Source organism: Caulobacter endophyticus, assembly GCF_003116815.1.
Classification (GTDB): Bacteria; Pseudomonadota; Alphaproteobacteria; order Caulobacterales; family Caulobacteraceae; genus Caulobacter; species Caulobacter endophyticus.
In genome coordinates, this window is sequence record NZ_QDKQ01000024.1 from 69,487 (window position 1) to 93,698 (window position 24,212).

A 24,212-nucleotide genomic window follows, 5' to 3' on the forward strand; every position below is an offset into this window, starting at 1 on the left:
GGACGACAACGAGATACGCCATCTCAGCGCACCATGATCGGATGGTAGGCGGCGACGCGCTCAGCCTCGTCGTCGAGCGCGACGTCGCCCGCCTGCAGCCAGCAATGGGCGCGGAACGGCCAAGTCCTGACCCCGAACATCCAGTCGACCCGATGGCCAAGCGCGTCGAGATAGGTCCTCAGCAGATGGCTGCGGTTGAGGCAGAGGCCGTCGAGCGGCAGCCACGGGGCGAGCCGCCGAAAGACGGCCAGATCGTTCAGCAATCGGGCGTCAGGCGCCGCCGCGCCGCCCTGACTGTCGGGCAGAAGCGCAGCGAAGGCGCGCCGGCGACCTTGAGACGCGGCGAGCGCGGCCTTAGTCATCGCCTGCCAATGACGCCAGTCCGGACGGGCCGCCCCTTCGTCAGCCGCGACGATCAAGGCGCGAGCGGTCCGAGACGGCGTGGCCGGCGGGGCGGGCCGGCACGGCGCGATCGGGTCAGCGCTCGCCATGCCCGCGGCGCAGAGACTGTCGGCCAGCGCCGGTTCCGTCGTGGTCACCGACGAGCCGTCGAGGGTCAGGATCGCCCCGACCTGCGGCAGGCAGAAATAGGCGTCGGCCTGGACGTCGAGAAAGACGGCGTCGCCGTCGATCATGACGCCATGCACGGCCTCGCCAAGACGAAGCTGCATCGTGGACCTCGTGGTTTGAAGATCGCCAATGAGCCGCCGGACGCCCCCGCGGCGGCCACAGCTGATCCGACGTTGTCCGACCTGAGATCAGATCGGGTCGTACTTGAAGATCATGTTGTCTTCGAGAAAGAGCGTGCCCCCGGCCGACTGGGTCAGGGCCGAAGCCTTGCCTACCCGGGTCAGAACAAACCTCTGCGACATCGACTGTTCTCCATGATGGACCACCGCGATCATTCGCGGCCCATCAAGGAGGCCGGGCCAGCCAACTATATTCAAACCTATATTTGACCGGTCTGAGAGGTGGTCAGAGGTTGAAACGCTGGACGGGACTGATCGCCTCAGGGAACATGAAGGCTTTGCTCTGGGTCAGGCTGCTGGCCGGCCCCAGCGCGATCAATCGGTAGATCGAGCCCATCGTTACGCTCCTCGACGTCAGATCAGAAAGGGACATGCCAATGGCGGGCCGTCGTCGCCGGCGGCCCGCTGACGGCGCTACATCCAGCGCAGCGGCCCGACCTCTTCAGGGAAGAGCGTGCCGCCGCCGGCCTGGGTCAGGACCCCGGCCCGGCCGAGGCGGAAGAGTTGAAACCGCACGATCATGACGTGCTCCTTCAGCTTTGGGGTTGAGACACCGGCGGCCAGAAGCGACCGGGACGAGAGGTGACGCGGGACGTCAGCGGCGCCCCGCGTCCCTCGCACTCAGCTGCCGATGTAGCGCTGGGTGGGGTTGGCCTCCTCCGGCACGAGCGGGACGCCGCCGCCCTGGGTCAGCTTCTTGGCTTGTCCGAGACGGATCAGGCGGGTGGTGGTGGTCATGGTCGCCTCCTTCAGGCTGGTCACCGCAGGTTTGCGGCCTCACCATCGGGCGCCTTTAGTTGAGTATATTCAACGCTATATTCTAGGATGTCTCAGCAGGCCGTGGGCGAGGATGTCGGCGCTGCGCTCGATACGCCGCAGATAGTGACGGCGCACGGCGCGCACGAAAGCCGGACCACCTTGGCTCAGCGCCTCGGTCAGGCGCGCGGCGTCCAGGGCGCCTTCGCCGCAGATCGCCGCCTCGTCGGGCCCCAGCGGCGCAAGCTCCCTCAGCACGCGCGAGAAGGCCCGGCTGAAGGCCAGGTTGCCGCCCTCATCGATCACATAGGCCAGCACCTCGTCGGCTTGGCGGCGGTCGCCTGGGACAGCCAAGGCCGGCCTGCGACGGTAGGCGGCCAGGACCAGCAGCAGGGCCAGCTCGTAGCCGTGCGCCAGATCCTGGGCATGGTAGGTCGCGCCGACATAGCCGCTGCGCGTGCGGCCGATCAGGCTCTCTCCCGACAGCCAGGCCAGCGCCTCGCGGACCGGCGTCTGGCTGACTCCAAGGTCGGCGGCGAGAAGGTTGATCGGCAGTGGCGCGCCCTGCAGCGGACCGGCGTGGACCAGACGCTGACGCAGGGCCTCGATCGTGCGTTCGAACGGATCCCGGTCTCGGCCCACCCCACGCTCCTTACAAAAGCTGCAAGCGTGTCGGCCGCTGATCGCAAGGTCGAGCCGTTCGCCGTCAGAACGCGCTGACCGGGCGCGGAAATCCGACCCGCGCGGATTGAGGCGCAGCGATCGAAGGGCGGAAGCTGAAATGCCTGCCGATGAAGTTCGCGATCACTGCGTTAAAACCCGCAACACCACGCGGAAGAGACCGCAAGGTCCCGAAAACTTCGCCATTCTTCTGCGCCGCAACATCGTCGGCGGGCGGACGAAACAATCAGCAATTGCACTCCACTCACAGTGGAGCACTAATGCAAATCTAGAGTTGTTCAGTCGTGTGGAGTGAGGCATGTCTGGCCCGCCGTCGACGCCGCTGGCCCGCCAGGCCCGCCTGCTTAAACGCATCCTGAAATTGGTCCGCAAGGAACGACGCCTGTCCCAGCAGGAAGTCGCCGACAGCATGCGCATGCCCTTGCGAACCTATCAGGACTTCGAGGCTGGCGGCGGCGCCCTCGACTTGCGAAAGCTCCGCCTTTTCGCCCGCGCCACACGGTCAGACCCTGTCGCGTTGCAACTGGCCTTGTTCTTCAAGCGCCCCGAGGTGGCGCTCTACACGCTCGACAGCAAGCTGCCGATGACCTTCTGGATCGCCTTCTTCGAGCTGCTGACCAAGGTGGGGCCCCGGCTCAACGTCGTGCCGCCGGGGCTGGTGCTGTCGGGGATGCGGCGGATGACCGAGGAGATCGACGAGTATCTCATCCGTCACGCCGCCAGCGCCGAAAGCTTCCTGGAGAAGGCCTGGGCCGACATCTACGACGCCGACGACGAGGAGGACGGCGATGTCGGAGACGGCGCGGAGGACGCGGCCGAGGACGAAGAGGCCTAGCCGGGGGCCGGTGCGGTGGCCGGTGGCGGATCGGCGCGTCGGAACCAGACGAGCGGCAAGGCGCCGTCCTCGGCGGCCATGATCCGGCCGCTGACCGGCTCGGGCCAGGTAGGGTCGTCCAGCTTGAGGCTCAACACCGCGCCGCTGGCGTCGTTGACCCGCCAAGCCGCCCCGCACTCGCGCGCCGAAGCGCCGGCGCCGGCATAGGCGATGAAGTCGGGGGCCTTGGCCGAGAACTTCTCGGCTGGGGTCAGGGTGACGACCGCCTCGATGGCCAGGGTGGCGATCTTGCCGGTGAAGCCGTCGCCTTCGCGACGGAAGTGTCCGATCGTGGTCATGAGGTCTCCTTGCAGCGCTGGGCTAGGCCCGCCCCTGGGCCTGAGGGACCGCCCGTCTGGCGGCGGCTCGAGGACCGGCTGGGGGGAGTTGAGCCGGTCGGTCGAGCCGCCGCCTCGTCGCGCCCCGGGGGGACGGAAAGCGCGACGACGGCGCGGGTGCGAAACGGACGCCTGGGCGGGCGGTTGGAAGCGTCCTCGCGAGACCCGCCCAACCGTTCTGAGCCCCATGTCCGTGGGGCTCAAGACGTCCGCAGGACCGGTCGTACAAAGACAGGCCATGGCGTAGAAACGGCGGAACGCGCCCCTCCGCGTCGCCCTGCTCGGCCGCCTCGCTATCGGCTGCGCAAGCCGAAACGCGCGCTCGCGCGCCGCGCCCGCCCCGCCGGGTGGCGGAGCGGGCGGGCTGGTCAGTCTTCCTTGGGGCCGGTGCTGCGCGACCACACCAGGGTGTGGACGTCGTCGATGACGACAAGAGCGGCGTTGATCGCGTGGCCGAACGAAGGGTCGTCCAGGCGGACCGACAGGTAGGCGTTGTTGTCCTTGCTCGTCTTCTTCCAGGCCGCGCCCAGATCGGCGAGGCCGGCGGTGATGCGGAAGTCGGGCGCCTTGTCGCTGGACTTCTCGGCGACGGGGCGGAACTGAACCTTCTTGAGGTTGATGGCCAGGGTGTTGATGGCGCCCGTGAACGAGCCGTCAGCATTGGCGGTGAAGGTGCCGATGGTAGCCATGGTGGTCTCTCCGATCTGATCCGGGCCGCGCCGATCGCGGCCTCGATGGCGATCGTCAGACCGGGGTCGATGTCCGCCCCGCAGAGCGCGCCCTTCCCGTTCAAGCCGTGCTTGCGGGCGCGCTCCCGAAGCCTCGGCGAAGGACCAAGTCGGTCAAGTTTCTTGCCTCGCGAGGAATGGGGCCCGAGGCACGAGGAAAAGACCCCAGGGGAAGAAAGGCAGGCCGCGCCGGTTGCGGGGATGGACCGAAACCCGGTCAGATCAGGCCAGAAGAGGACGCGGTCGACGCAGCCCGGCTCAGATCTCCCGGAGAGACCGCCTTGGCTGCCGGCGGCGGCTTCGCCGACACGCTGGCGGCGCGCTCACGGGCGTCAGCGACGCCCTGGTCGCCCCTCAAGGGTCCAGGTTCGCCCCGTCGCCGAGAAGCGCGGCGACAAGGCGCCCGGCTGCCGATCACCGCCGCGCCGATCCGGCGCGGCCTGGAAGAAGACGAGCAAGGACAACAACGCCTACCTGTCGGTCCGCCTGGACGACCCTTCGTTCGGCCTCGCGATCAACGCCGCCCTCGTCGTCATCGACGTCGCCCACACCTTTGTCTGGCCGCGCGGCGCCGGCCTCCAAGGTGGACGGACCAGCCCGCCCGCCCCGCCACCCGGCGGGGCGGGCGCTGAGTGCCAGGCGCGCGTTTTGGCTTGCGCAGCCGATGGCGCACCCGGCGACGCAGGCTATATCGACGACATGACCGTTCTTGTTATCCTCGCCGCCTCCGGCCTCATCGCTTGCACGGCCCCGAGCGTCCACGACGGCGACACTCTACGGTGCGGCCCCGACCGCGTCCGGCTCCACGGGGTCGATGCGCCGGAGGTTCGCCGGGGCCAGACCCGGGCCCAGCCCTTCGCCTATGAGGCGCGCGCTCTCCTGGTCAGGCTGACGCGCGGCCGGGTCGGATGCCGGGTGGTCGGTCAGGACCGCTACGGTCGTCACGTCGCCCGCTGCTGGTCGGACGCCTCGCCCGATCTCAACGCCGCCTTGATCCGCTCGGGCCTGACGACGGAATACCGGCGCTACAGCAAGGGGGCCTACGCCGCCGCCGAAGCCGAGGCGCGCCGGACGCGGCGCGGGGTCTGGGCGTCCGGACAGCCTCATACGCCCCGCTGAGCGAACCTTCGCGCGGCAACTGGCCCCGGGACCTCCCTGGCCGAAGGCCAAAGAAAAGGCGGCCGATCCCAAAGGATCGGCCGCCCCGCGTCGCGACTAGACGGGCGGCCGCGCGGCCGCCCGTCATCGCCCCATCAGTCCACCGTCTCGACCAGACGCTCGACCGCTTGCGCCTCTTCGGCGGGCAGTTCCGGATCGGCGAGCGCCGCGCACGGATCGCAATCGGGGTCGATCAGCGTGTTCGGATCGTCCAGGGCCGGGAGGTCGTCGGCCCCTGGCGCCTGCGCCGCTTCGGACGGCCCATGCGCCCCTTCCTGGCCATGGGCTGAGGCCTCCGCTTCCGCCAAAGCCTCCGCCTCGCCCTCTTCCGCCTGCTGCGGCTTGGCCGTGCGCAGCAGGGCCGGGACCCACCTTGCCGCGACCAGCTGCGGCTCGGCCGCCTCAACCATCTGAGCCTTCTTGAGGCCCGTCAGACGCGCGGCGGCCTCGGCCGATACGCCGTCCGTGACGGCGGCCAGGACGTGGGCCTTGGTCACGCGGTCGAGGTAGCGCGCGGCGGTGGGCTTCCAGTAGGCGCGCATGTCCAGGTCGAGCGCCGTGGCCAGGGTCTCGACATGGGCCAGGACCGTCCGGGGCTTGGAGGTCCAGGCTCGCACCCCGTCGAGCGTCAGGCTCACGCAGTGGGCCAGCAGTGCGGCGCGACTGTCGGCGTCGAGCCCGACCACGAAGTCCCAGAAGTCCTCGGGCTGGGTCGGGGTCTGCCGCGCCCAGTTGCGGTGACGCTCGGCGATGGCGAGACCGGCCGGGCTCTCGTCGATCCCCTCGCCGAACTCGCCAAGGTCGCGCGAGCCCCAGCGGATATCGAGACAGGTGGCGACCCCACCCATGCCGAAGACGCGGCTTGCCAGGGCGTGGACCAAGGCGACCTGGGCCAGGTCGTAGTCCTGGGCCAGGGCGTCGCGCAGGGCGGCGGTCCGATGGGCGGTCAGTTCGGCGATCACCCGATCCGGCAGGGGCGCGGCGGGATCACCGGCGGGCTCTTCGGGCTCGGCGCTCCCAGGCTCTTGATCGGCCCCTTCGTCGCCATCGTCGGCCCCGGCATCGGGGCCAAAGCCGTCTTCGTCGTCCGCGTCCGAGGCGGTCTCGCCGTCCGCTTCGGCCTGCGGCTCGGGCGCGGGTTCATCCTGCGGCCGCACAAAGCCCCGGTCGATCCGGGCCTCGCCATAGGGGGTGAGCACCACCAGCACCCCGGCCATGGCCTTTTCCTCGGGGTCGTAGCCGTAGTCGTCGCCTAAGGCCTCGCGTTCGGCGGCGATGGCCTCGAAGCGGGCAGCGACCTCGGGCGGCGGCGGCTCGACGTCGGCCCAGCGGTCGGTCAGGGCCGCTTCTTCCTGCTCCAGCGCGTCCAGTGCCTCCATCTGCTCGGGCGTGCGCTTGCGCACGTGTTCCCAGATGCGGCGGCAGCCGTGGCCTTGCGGGAACTCCAGGTGGGCGCTGGCCCACTTCCAGCCCTCGGCGTCACGGATTTCGAGGGCCAGGGCGGCGAGCTTTTCGCCGACGAGCCGGTCGAGCAGGACGACGTCCTCGACATAGCCGCCGCCGTCGTCGGTGAAGAGATCACGCAGCACCGGCCCGCCCGCCGCCACATAGGTGTCCAGGCCCAGGAACTGGACCCGGCGGTCGTCGGCCGCGACCTTGGTCTCGGTCATGGCGCGACGGATGGCGTAGGGCTGGCGATTGTGGGCGGGCATCTGCGCATAGACCTGCATCTGCCGCTCTGGGTCGGGATTGACCGCGAACGCGGTCACCTGCTCCAGAGTCAGGGCCTCCTCGCGGTAGAGGTCGAGCAGGGCCGGAGCCACCGCGCCCAGCCGCAGCCGCTGGCGCACGATGTCGGGCTTGACCCCGAACCGCGCGGCAATCTCCTCGGCCCCGTAGCCTTTGCGCTCGGCAAGGTCCTTGAAGGCTTCGTACTGGTCGGCCGGGTGCAACGGCTCTCGGCTAAGGTTCTCGTCCATCGACGCCTCGGCCGGGTCGTTTCGTGTATCGACCACGCACCGCACCGGCGCGCCCTTGGCCAGCGCCTTGCGCTTGGCCAGCAGGCGCAAGGCTTGGCGCCGCCCCTCCCCGGCGCTGACGAGATAGTAGCCGGTGGCCTTGCCGTCCTTGACCTCGGGCTCGACGACGAGGGGCTGAAGCACGCCCTTGTAGGTGATCGAGGCCGCGCGGGACTCGATCACCTCGGCGCTGTGCCCCACGCGCCGGACGTTCTTGGGCGAGGCCTTGAGACGGTTGAGCGGGATGTCACGGACCTCGCCGTATTGGACGACGAGCCCGCCGCTCTGCGGCGCGCTCGTTTCGACCGCCTGGGCGGCTGGGGTTTGCTGGGTGGTCATGGTCTGCCTCCTTGGGCTGGGTTGCAGGCACGCGAAGGGCGCGCCTGAAACCCTGCCAAGCGGCGAGCGCGGGGGTGCAAACGGAGGGGCGGCTTCGCGGGGACCCGGCTGCAGGGCGTCCCTGCCCGATCGCCAGGCCCGGCCCGCTTCGACCGAAGCTGGGCGGAAGCCGATCCGAAGTGCGCTGGGGGCGGAGCCCTAAGCCTGCGCGCTCGCGCCGCGAGCGCTCATGACGATAAAGCCTGCACAGGAGCCCCCGCAAAGCGGGTGGCGGGAGGCGGCGTCGAGCGCCCGGCGGCAGGCCAAAGCCTGCCCCATGGGTCGCGCCCGAGGGAGCGGCGAAAGCCGCGGGACCGAGCGTGACCGCCGGATGCTCACCTTGCCTTGAGGCGCGGAGCCCGCCGAAAGGCGGGCCCAGCCGGTCTTTGGACGCAAAGCTGCGTCGGAAATTCCCGTCATGCGTTGATGGCCAACAGCTGGCTACCGCAGCCCCAGGGACATCGATGGATATTGCGTCAAACCACCGACTGGCGGCCCTCCTGATCGAAAACGCCGTCGAGTACGCCATCTTCACAATGGACGACAAAGGTGTCGTCACCAGCTGGAGTCCAGGGGCCGAAAAGATCCTTGGCTACGCGGTCGATGAGATCGTTGGGAAGAACTTCTCGATGCTGTTCACGGTCTCGGACCTAGCGGCCGGCAGCCCGCCCCAGGAGCTGGCCATGGCGCTGGAGAATGGTCGGGCGGAGGATACACGCTGGCATGTGCGCAAGAGCGGCGAGCGCTTCTGGGCCAACGGCATGACCATGCGCATCGCTGACAGCCAGCCTCCGGCCCTGCTGAAAATTCTGCGCGACGAGACCCCGGCCAAGCTCGCCGAAGAGCAGCGGATTCTCCTGCTCAACGAGCTCAACCATCGCATCAAGAACACCCTGACCATCATCCAGTCGATCACCGAACAGACGCTCCGTTCGGCCAATGTCGATCCCGTCGCCCGGGCCACGCTGACGGAGCGGCTCATGGCGTTGTCCCAGGCCCACAATGTTCTCACCGACGAAAACTGGGCTGGGGCTGATCTGGAGACGATCCTGCGCCAAGCTCTCGGCGCCCACCTAGGTCCGAACAAGGCGCGCGTTCGCCTCGATGGGCCGGCTGTGAGACTAAGCCCGCACCAGGCGGTCGCGATGGCGCTGGCCCTGCATGAACTGGCCACCAACGCGCTGAAATACGGCTCCCTCTCGAACGATGCAGCTTGGTGAACGTGAGCTGGAACCTGGCTCACAACGGCTTGGGAGAGCGCAATGTCACCCTGCTTTGGGTGGAGACAGGAGGCCCGCCTGTGACGCCGCCAACGCGGAGCGGCTTTGGAGCGCGGTTGCTGTCGCGAAGTTTTGCCGAGCAGAGCGGCGGACACGCGCGTCTGGACTACCAGCCTTCAGGACTGAGCTGTCTTCTGCAAATGCCCTTGTCCGACGATGGCGGAACGCGAGAGCCTTTGCTGTCGCCGAACGCACCGCCATGAATGACGTTCACCTCGGATAAGCCTGACTCGTCCGGCTGCCAATGAGCGGGCAAGCGGGGTCGCGACCGGCGCGACGTCCCTCGCAAGGCAAGCGGACGCCCGGCCGCAGGATCCGCGGTAGCCCAGAGCTCCACGTCCCGCCGATCGCCTGTCTTTCCACGCCGTGGCCCTACGCGCCGCTCGGGTGTCTTGTTGGATGAGCGCCGGCCGCAGCTATTGGCGGGAAAGGAGATCGCCATGTCGCATGACCGCGTCGCGCCACCCCGCCCGATGGGCTCGCTGCCGTCTACGCGCGCCATTCGGCGCACGGAGTTGCGCAAGATCGTGCCCTTGGCCGACACCACGATCTACGAGATGGAACGGCGTGGAGAGTTTCCGCGCCGCTTTCCGCTCACGCGGCGCTGCGTCGTCTGGGACCTTGGCGAGGTCGAAGCCTGGCTTGAGGCCCGGAAACGCGAGGCTTTCGCCGCGCCTGTCGAGGGCCCTGACGTCCGCGCCCGACGCACTCGCCCCGTGAAAGGCGCTTAGCGGCAGCGATACATCGCCGCCGCCCACGCCACGTCCGGCGGCCCCGCCGCGGCCTGTCCATCGTTACGATCGAGGATCGAGGGTCACGCCGTGTGTGGCGGACGGATGGAGCACCGGCGTGTGGGTCCGCCCGGCCACCCAGGCGTCGATCATGTCAGCCCATTCTTGAAGCATGTGTTTCCGGCCAGCGGCGTACTCGGCCACGTTATAGACGCGGCGCGAGGTTCTGCGGTCCACGTGCGCCAGACACTTCTCGACCCAGTCGGCCTCGAACCCGACCTCGTTGAGAAGGGTCGAACCGGTTCGACGCAGATCATGGACCGTGAACGGCGCCAACGCCTGGCGATTGGCGCGCGCCCGGTCGGCGATCGCCGTGGTCACTCGGTTGAAGGTCGCCCGTGACATGGGCTGGTCAGGCTCGTAGCGCGACGGCAGCAGGTAGGGGGAATTTCCAGCGCAGGTGCGCAGCGCGATCATGATATCCAGAGCCTGGCGCGAGAGATAAACGTTGTGCGGCCGCCCGCACTTCATCCGCGCGGCCGGAATGCACCAGACGGCGTTGACGAAATCGACCTCATCCCAGGTCGCGAAAGTCAGCTCGCTCTTACGCACCAAGGTAAGCAGGATCAGCTTCATCCCGAGGCGAATGGTCGGCAGCGTCGGTACCTGCTCCAAGAGCGGATAGACCATCCGGATCTCCTTCGGCGTCAGCGAACGTTCGCGCGGCACGAAGGTCGCGATCGAGGCTGGACTGACCTCGGTCGCGGGGTTGTCGATCTTGACGCCGTGTAGCCGCGCGAAGGCGAAGATCAGCTTGATCTGCTCACGCACATGGATGGCTGTCGCCGGCGCGTCTCGCGCGACGATCTTCTCGCACAACGCCCGAACGTCCTGCGGCTCGATCTCCAGCAGCAGCCGGTTCTCGAAGACCGACTTGATGTCGCGATCATAGATGCTCTGGCGCATGGCGCGAGTGCTGTCGGCCATGACGCCCTTCTCGAACCATTTAGTCGCCCACTCGCCAAAGGTCTTGGCGCCGTTGAGGGCCGCCTTGGCGCGCTGCTTCTCGATCATGGGGGAGCGGCCCTCTCGCACCTGGGCGCGCGCGGCCATTGCCAGCTCCCGGGCCCGCACCAGAGTGATGCCATCGGCCCCGTAGCGACCCAGGGTGACGCTCTCTCGCCGGCCGTTCATTCGGTAGTCCAGACGGAAGGAGATCGCACCCGTGGTGGCGACGGTGACGTAAATGCCGTCACGGTCGGCGACCTTGTAAAGTTTATCTCGTGGTTTCAGAGACTTAAGCTTGCTGTCGTTGAGCATTGACGGTCCTCCGAGCGCCCCGAAAGTCGCCGAAAGCGCGCGAAAATGCCGTCAGGCCACAAGGGCGCGACGAACGCGGGATTTCGAGAGTTGATTCAGGGACTTAGGTTCGAAAAAAATGCCGTCATGACGTAATTCCGGACGGTATAGCCCCTAAGATCAATTGGGCAAGATCACGCCAACGCCGTTACCGATGCCGCCAAACGAAAAGAGCGCCGGCGATAGCCAGCGCTCTTCGCGGAGAGGAAACACTTATTATTTCAGCACCTTATCGGAATTATCGAGCCTGTTCGGATAGCCCCTGAAACACGCCCCGTCATTCCCACTCGATCGTGCCAGGGGGCTTGCTGGTGACGTCGTAGACGACGCGATTGACGCCGCGGACCTCGTTGATGATCCGGGTGGCGGTCTTGCCGAGGATCTCCCAGGGGAACTCGAAGAAGTCGGCGGTCATGCCGTCGGTCGAGGTGACCGCGCGCAGGGCCAGGACGTTCTCGTAGGTGCGGGCGTCGCCCATCACGCCCACCGTCTTGACCGGGAGCAGCACGGCAAAGGCCTGCCAAATCTTGTCGTAAAGGCCGGCGTTGCGGATCTCTTCGAGATAGATGGCGTCGGCGTCCTGCAGAACCTTGACCTTCTCGGGCGTGATCTCGCCCGGGATGCGGATGGCCAGGCCCGGGCCGGGGAACGGGTGGCGACCGACGAAGGCGGGCGCCAGGCCCAGCTCCACGCCCAGGGCGCGGACCTCGTCCTTGAAGAGTTCGCGCAGCGGCTCGACCAGCTTCAGCTTCATGTAGTCCGGCAGGCCGCCGACATTGTGGTGGCTCTTGATCACGGCCGACGGGCCGCCGCGGGCGGAAACGCTCTCGACGACGTCGGGATAGAGCGTGCCTTGCGCCAGGAACTGCGCGCCGTCGATCTTGGCGGCTTCCTTGTCGAAGACATCGATGAACAGGCGGCCGATGGTCTTGCGCTTGGTTTCGGGGTCGGAGACACCCGCCAGCTCGCCCAGGAACAGGTCGCCAGCGTCCACGTGAACCAGCGGGATGTTGTAGTGATCGCGGAACAGGGTGACGACCTGGTCGGCCTCGTTCTTGCGCAGCAGACCTGTGTCGACGAACACGCAGGTCAGCTGGTCGCCGATGGCTTCATGGATCAGCACGGCGGCCACCGAGCTGTCGACGCCCCCGGACAGGCCGCAGATCACCTTGCCGTCGCCGACCTGGTCGCGGATCTTCTGGACCATCTCCTGGCGGAAGGCCGCCATGGTCCAGTCGCCCTTCAGGCCGGCCAGGGCCAGGAAGTTCTTGTAGATCTGCGGACCGTTGACGGTGTGGTAGACCTCGGGGTGGAACTGCAGCGCGTAGATCTTCTTGGCGTCATTGGCGATGGCGGCGAAGGGCGCGCCGTTCGAGGTGCCCACCACCTCGAAGCCTTCGGGGATGGACGTGACGCGATCGCCGTGGCTCATCCAGACGGTTTCCAGCTCGCCCACGCCGGCAAGGCCCTGGAACAGCGGGCTCGACTTGCCGATGGTCAGTTCGGCGCGGCCGAACTCGCCGGCGTGGCCGCCCTCGACCTTGCCGCCCAGCACGTCGCACAGCAGCTGCTGGCCGTAGCAGATGGCGAGCATCGGAAGGCCCAGGTCGAACAGCTTGCGGCCGATGCGGGGGCTGTCGGCCTCCAGCACGCTGGCCGGACCGCCCGACAGGATAATCGCCGAAGGCTGGTACTCGTCGACCATGGCTTCGGCCTTGTCGAAGGGATGAATCTCGCAATAGACGCCCGCCTCGCGCACCCGGCGCGCGATCAGCTGGGTCACCTGGCTGCCGAAGTCGACGATCAGGACGCGCTGGTGGTGGGGTTCGGTGGTCATCGGGCGGGTCTCCAGCGTGTCGGGGGCGGGCAGTTACGGTGCGTAGGTGGAGCGCTCGAGCACGGCGGCGAAGAAGCCATCCGTACCAGCGCGGTGCGGGGTCAGGCGCAGATAGCCTTCCGGGGTCACGTGGGTGACCCCGTCCAGCGCGATCGGCCTGGCGGTGAATTCGGGGTGGCGATCAAGGAAGGCCGCGACGCGGTCCTCGTTTTCCTCGGTCAGCAGCGAGCAGGTGACATAGACCATCCGTCCGCCGGGCTTCACGAAGGTCGAGGCGTCCTCCATGACGCTGTCCTGCTCGATCTGGCGCTTGGCCAATTGATCGGGCGACAGTCGCCACTTGGCGTCGGGGTGACGGCGCCAGGTGCCCGCGCCGGTGCAGGGGGCGTCGACGAAGACGACGTCGATCTTGCCTTCCAGCCCCTTCAGCGGCTGGGCCTCTATCGGCGAGCGAATCTGCAGGTTACGGACCCCTGCCCTCTGGCCGCGACGGATGGTGTCCCCCAGACGGCGAGCATCGCTGTCGTGGGCGAAGATCTGGCCGCTGTTGCCCATGGCGGCGGCGAGCGCGAGGGTCTTGCCCCCGCCGCCGGCGCAGAAGTCCAGCACCTGCTTGCCCTTGACCTCGCCGGCCACGGCGGCGGCGATCTGCGAGCCCAGGTCCTGGACCTCGAACCAGCCCTTGGAGAAGGCCGGCACGGCTTCTACTGAGGGCGTGCGGTCGGCGGCGGCGGGCGCGGGGATGCGGAAGGCGTTGGGCAGGATCCCCGCCGGCGCGGCGTTGATCGGGGCCAGGGCCTTGGCCCCGCGCTCGGGGTCGGTCTTCAGGCTGTTGATCCGCAGGTCGACCGGCGCGCGCTCGGACAGCGCGGCCATCTCGGCCGCCTGCTCGGCGCCCAGGGCGCGGGCCAGATGCGGTTCCAGCCAGTCGGGATAGTCGCCCGCCACCGGCGCGGGCGCGCCGTCCAGCGAGACGGGATCCTTCAGGCGGGCCTGTTCGGCCTCGGTCAGTGCGCCAAAGCCGTGCTCTTCCGAGGCGGCTTCAGCAATACGTTCGGCCGGCCACCTCCAGGTGAAGGCCAGGACGCCCAGCACCACGCCCCGCGCGGTGGCGTCGCCCATCATCCAGCCCAACGAGCGCTTGCGGCGCAGCGCGTCGAGCACCAAACCCGAGACGAAGGCCCGGTCCTTGGAGCCGGCGTAGCGGGCGGCCTCGCCCCAGCGCTTGAGCGCCATCTTCACCGGAAAATGCCGCGTCTCGATCTCGGTCAGAACCTCGATCGCCGCGGAAACCCGCCCTCCGTCACGCATTGAGCTAGATCACCAGCGCCAGAAGGACCAGGCCAAGGCCCGCCATCGAGGCGACCCAGACCAGGCTGCGAACGACCGGCACGCCGAACGCATAGAGAAAGACATAGACCGCCCGGGCGCCGACATAGAGCGCGGTTCCGATGCCGGTCAGCGCGCCGAGCCGGCCGCCAAGATAGGCGACCAGCACGGCGGCGACGAAGAACGGGAAGGTCTCGCGGAAGTTGGCGAAGGCCCTTTCGAGCCTTCCGGCCATGCCGGTCAGCACGACCGGCGTCTCCCGCGACCCGACATTCCACTTCAAGCCGCGCTGGGGCTGGGCCGCCGCGCTGGCCCACAGAAGGTGGACCAGCCCGATGACGACCGCGACCGCCAGCATCTGCAGCTCGAAGGCCATCTGCATGGCCTAGACCGCGCTCGGATAGTTCGGAGCCTCGCGCGTGATCATCACGTCGTGGACGTGGCTTTCACGCAGGCCGGCGCCCGTGATCCGCACGAAGCGGGCACGCTCCTGCAGTTCCGGAATCGTCGGCGCGCCGACATAGCCCATGGCGGCGCGAAGACCGCCGACCAGCTGGTGCAGCACCGGGGCGATAGGACCCTTGAACGGGGTCTGGCCCTCGATGCCTTCCGGCACCAGCTTGAAACTGTCCGTCACTTCCTTCTGGAAGTAGCGGTCGGCCGAGCCACGGGCCATGGCGCCCACCGAGCCCATGCCGCGATAGCTCTTGTACGAGCGCCCCTGGTACAGGAACACCTCGCCCGGCGCCTCTTCGGTGCCGGCGAACATCGAGCCCATCATGGCGGTAGAAGCGCCCGCGGCGATGGCCTTGGCCAGGTCGCCCGAGAACTTGATGCCGCCGTCTGCGATCACCGGAACGCCGGCTTCGCGACCTGCGCGGACGGCTTCCATGATCGCGGTCAGTTGCGGCACGCCCACGCCCGCGACGATGCGGGTGGTGCAGATCGAGCCCGGGCCGATGCCCACCTTCACCGCGTCGGCGCCGGCGTCGATAAGAGCGCGAGCGGCGTCGTAGGTGGCGATGTTGCCGGCCACGATCTGGACGCGGTTGGCTTCGCGCTTCAGGCGCGAGACGGCCGCGGCCACCTGGCTGGAGTGGCCGTGAGCGGTGTCGATGACGACGACGTCGACGCCCGCGTCAACGAGGCCCATCGAGCGCTCGAAGCCGGCGTCGCCGACGGTCGAGGCCGCGCCGACCAGCAGGCGGCCCTTGTCGTCCTTGGCGGCCAGGGGGTGAGCCTGGGCCTTCTCAATGTCCTTCACCGTGATCAGGCCGACGGCGCGATAGGCGTCGTCGACGACGATCAGGCGTTCGATCTTGTGCTTGCGGAGAAGCTCGCGGGCCTCGCGATGATCCACGCCCTCGCCGACGGTGATCAGGTTCTCGCGGGTCATCAGCGCCGAGGCCGGGACGTTGGCGTCGCCCTCGAAGCGCATGTCGCGGTTGGTGAGAATGCCGACCAGCTTGCCCGTCTCGCGCTCGACCACCGGGAAGCCCGAGATCTTGCGACGGGCCGTGATCTCGCGGACCTCGGCCAGGGTGGTGTCGGGATGGATGGTCAGCGGATTGATGACCATGCCGCTTTCGTACCGCTTGACCTCGCGGACGTGGTCGGCCTGCTCCTCGTTGGAGAGGTTGCGGTGCAGGATGCCCAGGCCGCCGGCCTGCGCCATGGCGATGGCGAGACGGCTTTCGGTGACCGTGTCCATGGCGGCGGACACGAGCGGGATGTTCAGACTGATTTCACGCGTGAACTTGGTCTCGGTCGTCACTTGCGTCGGCATGACGTCGGACGGACCAGGTTCGAGCAAAACGTCGTCGAAGGTGAGCCCTTCGCGAATCTCCATCGGATTCTCCATTTTGCGGCGCTCGTATAGTCGCGAGGCGGGCGTTTGTCGACCCGCCCGAGGCCGGAAATGGAGATGATTTTCCGGAAGGGAAGCCGGGAAGAGCCCCCTTCCCCGCACCGTTCGCGTGAAGATCGCGCGTCAGCGCCCCTTGAAACCCGTCGCCACGAGGAAGACCTCGGAGCTGTCCTGGCGGCTGGCCTTCGGCTTGAAGTGCTGGACCTTCTCGAAGTGCTTCTTGAGGCGGGCGATGACCTCGGAGGTCTCGCCCCCCTGGAAGGCCTTGGCCACGAAGGCGCCGCCGGGACGCAGGGTCTCGATGGCGAACTCCGCGCCGATCTCGATCAGGCCGACGATGCGCAGGTGGTCAGTCTCGCGGTGGCCGACGGTGTTGGGGGCCATGTCCGACATCACAAGGTCGGGCGCGCCGCCGAGCAGCTCGAGCAGCTTGGGCGGACAGGCCGGATCGGTGAAGTCCATCTCGACGATATGGGCCGGCTCGACGGGATCGACGTGCAAAAGGTCGACGCCGACGAGCTGAGTCACGCCGCGTTCGACCGCCACCTGCAGCCAGCCGCCGGGCGCGCAGCCCAGATCGATGACCTTCGCGCCCTTCTTGAAGAAGCGGAACTTTTCGTCGATCTCGCTGATCTTGAAGGCCGCGCGGCTGCGATAGCCGAGCGCCCGGGCCTTGGCCGAGAACGGGTCGTTGATCTGGCGCTCCAGCCAGGCCTGCTGGCTGGGCGTGCGGCCGTAGGCGGTCTTCAGGCGCGCGGGCTTGGCGCGGCCGTCGGCATTGCCGCCGGTCGGCGGCTTGACCATGCGGCGCTTGGGAGGCTCGTCGTTCATGCGTTCACCGTTCGGGCCGAACCGGCCCCGCCGCGCCGCCGTCGGCGGGGGCGCTTCTGCCGATCCGACATCAGAGACATCAGAAGCCCCTCTCTAAGCCCTCGGTCGGCGACTCGCACGCGAGAACATGGCCAAAGCTCTTGAACGGCTTGAAGAATGGCCGCACCAGCGAGAACCAGGTCGGCGCGATCGGCTCCGATGCAGGGCTCCAGCGCGCGTTCCTTGGCGGTCAGTTGAAGCAGCCGGCCGGCGGCGGCCTCGCAGTCGGAGCGCTGCATCCAGAGACCATCGACGACGTTGCGGTCATAGCGCGGCAGGCCAAGGTGCAGGCCCGCCAGGCTGGTGATCGCGCCCGAGGTGCCGACCATGTGCGCGCGACCGGCGTCGAAGGTCTTGCGCATCGGTGCGGCGTGCGGGAACGCCGATATCCTCGACTTCACCTCCTCGACCATGGCCCTGAACCAGCCGTCGTCGGCGCGCTCGCCCTCGGGGAAGCGCTCGGCCAGGGTGACGACGCCGATGGGAATGGACAGCCAGGCGCGGATCGGCAGCTTCCAGGCCTCGAACTGCCGCGGCTTGGCGTCGAGCCCGCCGCCCCGCAGATCGACCCAGGACAGCTCGGTCGAGCCGCCGCCGACGTCTACAACCAGAGCCGCATCGGCCTCGCGGTCGAACAGGCTCATGCAGCCGGCGACCGAAAGCTGGGCCTCCTCGCGCGGGGTAATGATCTGCAGCCGAAGACCGGTCTCCTCGGCGACACGGCGGACGAACTCGGTGCCGTTGGCGGCCCCGCGGCAGGCCTGGGTGGCCACGGCCTTGACCCGGATGGCCTTGCGACGACGGATCTTCTCGGCGCAGACCTTGAGGGCGGCCATCGACCGCTCCATCGCCGCGTCAGACAGCTGGCCGGTCTGGGAAAGACCTTCACCGAGCCTGACGATGCGGGAATAGGCCTCGACGACGCGGAATCCGCGCGGTGAAGGCGTCGCCACCAAGAGGCGGCAGTTATTGGTTCCGAGATCGAGCGCCGCGTAGCACGGCTGCTCGCCCGGAGACCGGCGCGATCCCTGGCCGCCCTGGCCACGGGGTCCGCCGGGCGCTCTCGGCGCCTCCGACATGGTCTTTCACCTTGTCTCGCAGGCGATTCGTCAGGAACCGCCTCACTTCAGGTGCGACCATAGCAACCGTGTCGATGCACCGGAAGGCGGCGTGTCCTCACAATGAACGCCGTTTACGTTCAGGATTCAGTCAGGAGACTCGTCGTAATATCTTCATCATGAACGAGAGACTCGCCAAATTCGCGATCGGCCAGATCGTCAAGCACCGCATCTTCCCTTTCCGGGGCGTGGTGTTCGACGTCGACCCGGTGTTCGCCAATACGGAAGAGTGGTGGGAGTCCATCCCCGAGGACATCCGGCCGTCCAAGGACCAACCGTTCTATCACCTGCTGGCCGAGAACGACGACAACACCTACGTCGCCTACGTCTCCGAGCAAAACCTGCTGGCCGACGATACGGGTGAGCCGGTGCATCACCCGCAAGCGGCGCTGATCTTCGAGTCATTCGACCACGGCGCCTACAAGCTTCGTCCCCGGATCTCGCACTGACAGCAAGGTCTGACCGCGACCTCAGCGGTTGCGCGCAAAAATCGAACGGAACTTGCCCGAACGCGGGCGTAACGTCGTTTCATGAGCGCAGACGGTTTCAGCGGCGGGCCGCCCCCGGGGGTACGGCCCGATTGGACGATCGACCAGGGCTGGGAAGCCTATAGCCAGGCCGAGCACGACGTCTGGATCACGCTGTACGAGCGCCAGGCTCGCGTCCTGCAGAACCGCGCCTGCGACGAGTTCCTGCGCGGCCTCGACGCGCTGGACCTGCACCGCACGGGCATTCCCGACTTCAACCGGATCAACGAGGAGCTTCAGCGCCTGACCGGCTGGAGCGTCGTGGCCGTGCCGGGTCTGGTGCCAGACGACGTGTTTTTCGACCATCTGGCCAATCGCCGCTTTCCGGCCGGCCAGTTCATCCGCAAGCCGCACGAACTGGACTACCTGCAGGAACCGGACGTCTTTCACGACGTGTTCGGCCACGTGCCAATGCTGACCGATCCCGTCTTCGCCGACTACATGCAGGCCTACGGCAAGGGCGGCCAGCGAGCGCTGAGCCTTGGCCGGCTGGCCAATCTCGCCAGGCTCTACTGGTACACGGTCGAGTTCGGCCTGATGGCGACACCGGCGGGCCTACGGATCTACGGCGCGGGCATCGTGTCGTCGCGGACCGAGTCGATCTTCGCCCTCGAAGACCCCTCCCCCAACAGGATCGGCTTCGACCTGGAACGGGTTATGCGCACGCCTTATCGCATTGACGATTTCCAGCAGGTCTATTTCGTGATTCCGTCGATCCAGACCCTGCAGGAAGTGACCCTGCGCGACTTTTCCGCCCTCTACGAACGGCTGGCGAGCGCGGGCGACCTCGGCATCGCCCAGATCGTGGAGGGCGACCAGGTGCTGACCCGCGGGACCCAGGCCTACGCCGAGGCCGGCGGGCGAATGCGCACCTAGCCCTTCACCGCCCAGAGCAGCTTTTCGACCTGCCCCTCGCCGCCGGCGATGGGGCTTTCGGCACGATCGCGCACGGTCCAGCCGGAGACCTCCAGGAAGGCCGAGACGCGATCGACGCAAGCGGCGATGACTTCGGGGTCCTTCACCAGACCGCCCTTGCCGACGTTCTCGCGGCCGGCCTCGAACTGCGGCTTCACCAGCGCCACGAGATCCGCGCCGGAGCGGGCCAGAGCCAGGGCGGCCGGCAGGGCCTTCTCCAGCGAAATGAAGCTGACGTCGGTGACCACGAGGTCGACGCCGCCGGGAGCATGCTCGGCAGTCAGGGTCCGGGCGTCCAGCGGCGACAGGTCCGTCACCCGAGGATCGGCCTTCAGGCTTGGATGCAGCTGGTCGCGGCCGACATCGACGGCCAGCACGCGGGCCGCCCCCTTCGACAGCAGCACCTCGGTAAAGCCGCCGGTCGAGGCGCCGACGTCGATGGCGATCCGCCCCTCGACAGCGACGGGCCACAGCTCCAGCGCCCGCACCAGCTTCAGCGCCCCGCGCCCGACCCAAGGGTGAGCGGCCTCCGCGACGATCTCGGCAGCCTCGTCGATCGTCTCGGAGGCCTTGGCCACGACCTTGCCATCGGCGACCACGCGGCCGGCCTCGATGGCGGCGCGCGCCTTCGCGCGGCTGTCGAACAATCCCTTCTCGACCAGCAGTATGTCGGCGCGTTTACGGCTCATACGCGCCTGATAGCAGACTCGCGGCTAAGCCGCTTCGGCGTCGTTGGCAGCCAGGCCTAGGCGCGCCACGGCGGCTTCCATCGCAACGCCGCGCGGCACGACGATCCATTCGCGGGGCCTGGACGCGTTGACCGCCACCACGGCGTCCTTGGGGCAGACGTCAAAGCAGTCGACCTCGATGACCGCCAGCGGCGCCTTGCGATCCTTGCCCTTGCCGCCGCCGGAGGCCTTGCGCAGGGCCTTGGCGAAGCTCTGCTCGCCATCCTTGCCAAAGCCGCCGTCCAGCTTGCGCGAGCATTTGCGGCAGACCAGAACCACGTCGTTCCAGTCGGCGCGCACGCGCTTGATCGGCCTGTCCTTGCTCACCCGAGCCTCTTTGCGTTTCAGACGCCCAACCCGAGCCTTGGACATGGGAAGTCGAGCCCCGAAGTGCTAGAGACCCGCGCTTTCAACGCTTCGGAGGCTGTCATGGCCCGCAATCTCAAGGGCGAACTCCTGCCCAAGGCCGCCGACCCGACCGCCGCCGAGGACCTTGCCTGGTTCGCCGCCAAGGCCGACCGCGCCTTCCGCCTGCGCGATCCTGCGCCGCTGGAATTCGGCCCGCTGGGCGATCCCGGCGACGGCTTCAGCTGGCGCGTGCTGGTGGCCCGCCTGCCCGACGGCGGCCGCCTGCGCCTGCCGATTTCGCTGGCCTGGGACCTGCACAACGACCACGCCAAGGACCAGCACCTGTCGATGCTGTTCGACCAGCTCGCCCCGGCCGAGGCCAAGGCGATGCTGAAGGCCAAGTCGAACTAGCCCTTGCGCATCCACGCCGCGACGGCCCAGGAGTGGGCGTCGTGGCGCAGGGCCACGACCGCGTCGCGCGGATCCAGCCAGACCAGCCTGTGGTCGTCCTCGACCTTCAACTCTGGCCGCTCCCCGGCCAGCCTCACGGCATAGATGCCGCCGTAGTTCCGCACCGGCTGGCCGTCGGACTTCAGGAACGGCTGCGAGACGTCGACGACATGCGCGCCGACCTCGACCACCAGACCGGTCTCCTCGCCGAACTCGCGGACCAGGGCTTCGACCTCGGTCTCTTCCCCGTCGACGGCCCCGCCCGGCAGGTCGAAGTAGGGCGACTTGCCGGGCTTGGTGACCTCCACCAGAGCGATCTGCCCTTGCGCATCCTCGGCGATGCCGAAGGCGGCGTGCCGGTCGGCATAGCGAAGGGACTCGTCGGGGGCGTAGAACGCGATCAAGCGGTCAGTCCTTGCCAAACAGGTCGTTCCACGGATCGGCCTTGCCGCTCTCGACGTCGGCGACGCTGATCTCCGGGCGATAGCCGATCTTGCCGTCGGCGCTGGCCTTCCAGGCCATGGCGACCATGTCGCGCAGCTCGGCCGCGCCGGCGGCCAGGCGCTCATCGACGAAGGCCTTGGCGCGCGGATCTGTGGCGACCATGCCGCCCGACTTCTCGAGCTGATAAAGCGGCTCGGTCAGCTTCCAGGTGGTGGTCAGATAGCCGACCATCCGGGTCTCGTAGCTGCAGGCGCAGTCGCGCAGCGCCGGCATCCTGGCCTTCACGTCGTCTTCCTTGGCCACGGCCTTGACCAGCGGGCCTTCAAAGGCGCCGTGGGTGCCGCGGCTCTGGGTGTAGCCGTTGGGGTTGGGATAGTCGCCCCAGCCGTTGTAGTGCACGCTCATGTGCAGCGGCTGGCTGCCGTCGCCGATGTAATGGGCCCAGACGCCCAGGTCGCGCAGCAGCAGCTCCTCGCGGCGCTTGAGGTCGGCGGCGTACCAGGCCTTCTTCTGAGCGTCGGTGGTCTGCTTCTCGGCCGCCACCAGCACGCGCCAGTAGGTGAAGTCCTTCACCAACTGCTGATAGCCGTCGATCATGGCGTAGGGCAGATAGCCGGCCTTCCACTCGTCCTGGCCGACGGCGCGCAGGGCCGTGGCGTAGTCGGCGCGGGTGGCCGGCAGGGTCTCGACCGTGAACTTCGGGCCGCCGAACATGCGGCCCTCGTCGTCGAGATCGAGGAAGTGGGCGGCGTCGCGATCGTGATCGTGGACCTTGCCCGAGCCCTTCCAGCGGTCCGGCTCGCGGGCGTACTCGCCGATGGCGGCCACGCCGTAGGGGCTGCGCACGAAGGCCGGCACGTCGTCAGGCAGGGTCTGGGCGCCCAGCACGCCGATCATTCGGTGGCCCGAAGCCCCCCAGGCCAGTGCCGACTGGGCCGGCGCCGCCACGACGGCGGCCAGGACGAGAACCTTCAAAGTAGAAGACGGCGACTTCATGCGCGCTCCGAAGACTTAATCGATGCCGAGGGCCGTCTCGACGCGGCCGACCCAGGCCTTCACGGCCGGATAGCGCGCCAGATCGAAACCGCCCTCGTGGGCGACACGGGTGTAGGCCACCAACGCGATATCCGCCAGGGTCAGCCGATCACCGACCAGGAAGCCGCTTTCCGAGAGCCCGTTTTCCAGGCGCGCCAGGGCCGCATGACCGCGCTCGACCAGCTTGCCGTCGAGGCTTTCGACCGCTTTGCCCATATAGGCCACCTGGAAACGGGCCACGGCGACGTAGGGCTCGTGGCTGTACTGCTCCCAGAACAGCCACTCGTACATTCTTGCCCTCAGATAGGGATCGCTCGGGATCAGCACCGAGCCTTCGGCCAGGTGCAGCATGATGGCGTTGGATTGGGCCAGGGCCCGGCCGTCCTCCAGGAGCACCGCCGGCACCTGACCGGCCGGGTTCAGCGTCAGGAAATCGCTGGTGCGGGACTCGCCCTTCAGGATGTCGATCTCGATCCACTCGAAGGGCAGGTTCAGGCGCTGGGCCGTCCACTTCACCTTCAGGCAGTTGCCCGACTTGCCGTCGCCGAAAATCCGCAGCGTCATACGGTCGCTTCCCCCATTTTTCAAATGGCGCGCTAAACGATTGAATTTTCGGATAAGTTCCGAGCTTCACCAGAGGTTTTCATCCGATTCCACCCTATAAGGGCGACTTTAAGCGGGTTGTCACGGAGGCGTGATCGGCTTAAGGAACGGCCCGAACCGACAGATACGCCGATAAGAGGACCTCCTCGATGCGACGCACGCTCGCCGGAATTTTGGCCTTCATGGCCATGTTCGCCGCACTCCCCGCCGCCGCGGGTCCCGACTCCGAACGCGCCAGCGATCCGCTGGGCGAACTGATCGCCGGGGCTCTGACCGGCTCGATCCCCGGCTCCATCGAATACAAGATGAAGGCCACGCTGTACCACGCCGGCGCCAAGGGCATCCGGGCCCTCGACAGCCTTGGCTGCAAGGTCGTGGCCATGCGCACCCTGGCCGTGGACACCAAGGTGATCCCGCGCCGCACGGTCGTATTCATCAAGGAGACCGTCGGCCTGCCGATGCCCAACGGCGAAACCCACGACGGCTACTGGTACGCTTCCGACATCGGCGGGGCGATCAAGGGCAACAAGATCGACATGTTCAGCGGCCAGGGCGCCAGCTCCATGAAGCCGCTTGCGGGCCTGAACCTCACCCACCTGTCGGTGACCAAGGTCGGCGAATTCAAGGGCTGCCCGCCCGAATAGGGCTTCGACGTCTTCGAGTTTTCCGAAAGGCCTCCCGCAAGGGAGGCTTTTCTGTTTTGCGGCCTGCGGTTCCCCCTCCGGCCCTTCGGCTGCGTCCCCCTCAGGGGGAGGATCTGAAGCGGCGAACCTCTTCCCGTGGGGGAGCTGTCGGCAAAGCCGACTGAGGGGGGAAATGATTGCTGCCGCTGCGGATGTGCTGAGCGCATCAGGAACTTCCCCCTCCGGCCCTTCGGGCCACCTCCCCCTTCAGGGGGAGGATCTTTGAGGCACGGCTTTTCGTTCTCCCGCGTTCGCACGCGTTAGTTCGGGGAGGCGCGGAGCGGCCGGGCGGAGCCCGGAGACCGTGTGTTTGTTTAGCGTTTCGGCTTCGTCGACCGCTCCGCCGCATCATTTGTCTCGGAGGGGCCAGAGGCGCGGGTGATGTTTCAACCCAAGGGCCAGCCTTTC

At 67.8% G+C, this 24,212-nt stretch carries 25 protein-coding genes and 1 pseudogene; 9 read left to right on the top strand and 17 right to left on the bottom strand.

Annotated elements, in window-relative coordinates; genetic code table 11:
* Positions 1 to 23: 23 nt before the first annotated feature.
* Positions 24 to 671, bottom strand: a complete 648-nt coding sequence (locus DDF67_RS05240; RefSeq protein ID WP_109099877.1) for a lasso peptide biosynthesis B2 protein — start codon at positions 669 to 671, stop codon at positions 24 to 26.
* An 891-nt stretch (positions 672 to 1,562) separates the two neighbouring features.
* A complete protein-coding gene (locus DDF67_RS05245; RefSeq protein WP_158277998.1) occupies positions 1,563 to 2,147 on the bottom strand; it encodes a GntR family transcriptional regulator in 585 nt (194 codons plus the stop codon).
* A 337-nt stretch (positions 2,148 to 2,484) separates the two neighbouring features.
* Between DDF67_RS05245 and DDF67_RS05250 the strand changes: the two genes are divergently transcribed.
* Entirely contained in the window at positions 2,485 to 3,021 is a 537-nt protein-coding gene (locus tag DDF67_RS05250) for a helix-turn-helix domain-containing protein (protein WP_109099879.1), read from the top strand.
* Here DDF67_RS05250 and DDF67_RS05255 read toward each other — a convergent pair.
* Together DDF67_RS05255 and DDF67_RS05260 are read right to left on the bottom strand one after the other, a co-directional pair.
* Positions 3,018 to 3,359, bottom strand: a complete 342-nt coding sequence (locus tag DDF67_RS05255) for a DUF736 domain-containing protein (protein WP_109099880.1) — start codon at positions 3,357 to 3,359, stop codon at positions 3,018 to 3,020. The genes DDF67_RS05250 and DDF67_RS05255 overlap by 4 nt on opposite strands.
* Before the next feature lie 407 nt (positions 3,360 to 3,766).
* Positions 3,767 to 4,087, bottom strand: a complete 321-nt coding sequence (locus DDF67_RS05260; RefSeq protein ID WP_109099881.1) for a DUF736 domain-containing protein — start codon at positions 4,085 to 4,087, stop codon at positions 3,767 to 3,769.
* Positions 4,088 to 4,327: 240 nt separating this feature from the next.
* Here DDF67_RS05260 and DDF67_RS05265 point away from each other — a divergent pair.
* A pseudogene (locus DDF67_RS05265) lies at positions 4,328 to 4,681 on the top strand (DUF736 family protein); the annotation flags it as partial.
* A 144-nt stretch (positions 4,682 to 4,825) separates the two neighbouring features.
* Positions 4,826 to 5,245, top strand: a complete 420-nt coding sequence (locus DDF67_RS05270) for a thermonuclease family protein (protein ID WP_109099903.1) — start codon at positions 4,826 to 4,828, stop codon at positions 5,243 to 5,245.
* Positions 5,246 to 5,379: 134 nt separating this feature from the next.
* Here DDF67_RS05270 and DDF67_RS05275 read toward each other — a convergent pair whose 3' ends face one another.
* On the bottom strand, positions 5,380 to 7,641 hold the full coding sequence (locus DDF67_RS05275) for a ParB/RepB/Spo0J family partition protein (RefSeq protein WP_109099882.1): 2,262 nt from the start codon (positions 7,639 to 7,641) through the stop codon (positions 5,380 to 5,382).
* A 503-nt stretch (positions 7,642 to 8,144) separates the two neighbouring features.
* On the opposite strand from DDF67_RS05275, the gene DDF67_RS05280 reads away from it, so the two are divergent.
* Positions 8,145 to 8,900, top strand: coding sequence for a sensor histidine kinase (locus DDF67_RS05280; RefSeq protein WP_109099883.1), 756 nt, complete (start codon positions 8,145 to 8,147; stop codon positions 8,898 to 8,900).
* A 500-nt stretch (positions 8,901 to 9,400) separates the two neighbouring features.
* Complete coding sequence (locus tag DDF67_RS05285; protein WP_109099884.1) at positions 9,401 to 9,691, top strand: helix-turn-helix transcriptional regulator; 291 nt, start codon at positions 9,401 to 9,403, stop codon at positions 9,689 to 9,691.
* Between the two features lie 63 nt (positions 9,692 to 9,754).
* On the opposite strand, the gene DDF67_RS05290 is transcribed toward DDF67_RS05285, so the two are convergent.
* The 7 genes from DDF67_RS05290 to DDF67_RS05320 form a co-directional block, all read right to left on the bottom strand.
* Positions 9,755 to 11,011, bottom strand: a complete 1,257-nt coding sequence (locus tag DDF67_RS05290; RefSeq protein ID WP_109099885.1) for a tyrosine-type recombinase/integrase — start codon at positions 11,009 to 11,011, stop codon at positions 9,755 to 9,757.
* Between the two features lie 316 nt (positions 11,012 to 11,327).
* Positions 11,328 to 12,887: a glutamine-hydrolyzing GMP synthase gene (gene guaA, locus DDF67_RS05295; RefSeq protein WP_109099886.1), complete on the bottom strand. Its 1,560-nt coding sequence runs from the start codon at positions 12,885 to 12,887 to the stop codon at positions 11,328 to 11,330.
* A gap of 33 nt (positions 12,888 to 12,920) precedes the next feature.
* Complete coding sequence (locus tag DDF67_RS05300) at positions 12,921 to 14,198, bottom strand: RsmB/NOP family class I SAM-dependent RNA methyltransferase (protein ID WP_109099887.1); 1,278 nt, start codon at positions 14,196 to 14,198, stop codon at positions 12,921 to 12,923.
* 4 nt (positions 14,199 to 14,202) lie between these two features.
* Entirely contained in the window at positions 14,203 to 14,598 is a 396-nt protein-coding gene (locus DDF67_RS05305) for an MAPEG family protein (protein ID WP_109099888.1), read from the bottom strand.
* A 3-nt stretch (positions 14,599 to 14,601) separates the two neighbouring features.
* Positions 14,602 to 16,065 carry an IMP dehydrogenase gene (gene guaB / locus DDF67_RS05310; protein WP_109099889.1) on the bottom strand — a complete coding sequence of 488 codons (1,464 nt, stop codon included), beginning with the start codon at positions 16,063 to 16,065 and terminating at the stop codon, positions 14,602 to 14,604.
* Positions 16,066 to 16,206: 141 nt separating this feature from the next.
* A complete protein-coding gene (locus tag DDF67_RS05315) occupies positions 16,207 to 16,914 on the bottom strand; it encodes an RlmE family RNA methyltransferase (RefSeq protein WP_199229161.1) in 708 nt (235 codons plus the stop codon).
* On the bottom strand, positions 16,911 to 18,032 hold the full coding sequence (locus DDF67_RS05320) for a Ppx/GppA phosphatase family protein (protein WP_109099890.1): 1,122 nt from the start codon (positions 18,030 to 18,032) through the stop codon (positions 16,911 to 16,913). The genes DDF67_RS05315 and DDF67_RS05320 overlap by 4 nt, the downstream gene beginning before the upstream one ends.
* 158 nt (positions 18,033 to 18,190) lie before the next feature.
* Here DDF67_RS05320 and hspQ point away from each other — a divergent pair, with 158 nt between their 5' ends.
* Positions 18,191 to 18,520 carry a heat shock protein HspQ gene (gene hspQ / locus DDF67_RS05325; protein WP_058348810.1) on the top strand — a complete coding sequence of 110 codons (330 nt, stop codon included), beginning with the start codon at positions 18,191 to 18,193 and terminating at the stop codon, positions 18,518 to 18,520.
* Positions 18,521 to 18,601: 81 nt separating this feature from the next.
* The gene (gene phhA / locus DDF67_RS05330; RefSeq protein ID WP_109099891.1) at positions 18,602 to 19,474 is read left to right on the top strand and encodes a phenylalanine 4-monooxygenase; all 873 of its coding nucleotides are present in this window, start codon (positions 18,602 to 18,604) and stop codon (positions 19,472 to 19,474) included.
* Here phhA and DDF67_RS05335 read toward each other — a convergent pair.
* Positions 19,471 to 20,202 carry a TlyA family RNA methyltransferase gene (locus DDF67_RS05335; protein ID WP_109099892.1) on the bottom strand — a complete coding sequence of 244 codons (732 nt, stop codon included), beginning with the start codon at positions 20,200 to 20,202 and terminating at the stop codon, positions 19,471 to 19,473. The two genes, phhA and DDF67_RS05335, sit on opposite strands and share 4 nt — an antisense overlap.
* Positions 20,203 to 20,226: 24 nt before the next feature.
* A complete protein-coding gene (locus DDF67_RS05340; protein WP_233247549.1) occupies positions 20,227 to 20,568 on the bottom strand; it encodes a (2Fe-2S) ferredoxin domain-containing protein in 342 nt (113 codons plus the stop codon).
* 102 nt (positions 20,569 to 20,670) lie between these two features.
* Here DDF67_RS05340 and DDF67_RS05345 point away from each other — a divergent pair, with 102 nt between their 5' ends.
* Entirely contained in the window at positions 20,671 to 21,000 is a 330-nt protein-coding gene (locus DDF67_RS05345; protein ID WP_109099893.1) for a hypothetical protein, read from the top strand.
* On the opposite strand, the gene DDF67_RS05350 is transcribed toward DDF67_RS05345, so the two are convergent.
* From DDF67_RS05350 to DDF67_RS05355, 3 genes are read right to left on the bottom strand one after another with little or no spacing between them, the layout of a single operon-like run.
* The gene (locus DDF67_RS05350) at positions 20,997 to 21,443 is read right to left on the bottom strand and encodes an NUDIX domain-containing protein (protein ID WP_199229163.1); all 447 of its coding nucleotides are present in this window, start codon (positions 21,441 to 21,443) and stop codon (positions 20,997 to 20,999) included. The genes DDF67_RS05345 and DDF67_RS05350 overlap by 4 nt on opposite strands.
* A 4-nt stretch (positions 21,444 to 21,447) precedes the next feature.
* Positions 21,448 to 22,479: a phospholipase C/P1 nuclease family protein gene (locus DDF67_RS25700; protein ID WP_199229164.1), complete on the bottom strand. Its 1,032-nt coding sequence runs from the start codon at positions 22,477 to 22,479 to the stop codon at positions 21,448 to 21,450.
* Positions 22,480 to 22,494: 15 nt separating this feature from the next.
* On the bottom strand, positions 22,495 to 23,082 hold the full coding sequence (locus DDF67_RS05355; protein WP_109099895.1) for a glutathione S-transferase family protein: 588 nt from the start codon (positions 23,080 to 23,082) through the stop codon (positions 22,495 to 22,497).
* 188 nt (positions 23,083 to 23,270) lie between these two features.
* On the opposite strand from DDF67_RS05355, the gene DDF67_RS05360 reads away from it, so the two are divergent.
* Complete coding sequence (locus DDF67_RS05360) at positions 23,271 to 23,765, top strand: 3D domain-containing protein (RefSeq protein ID WP_101717798.1); 495 nt, start codon at positions 23,271 to 23,273, stop codon at positions 23,763 to 23,765.
* Positions 23,766 to 24,212: the final 447 nt, after the last annotated feature.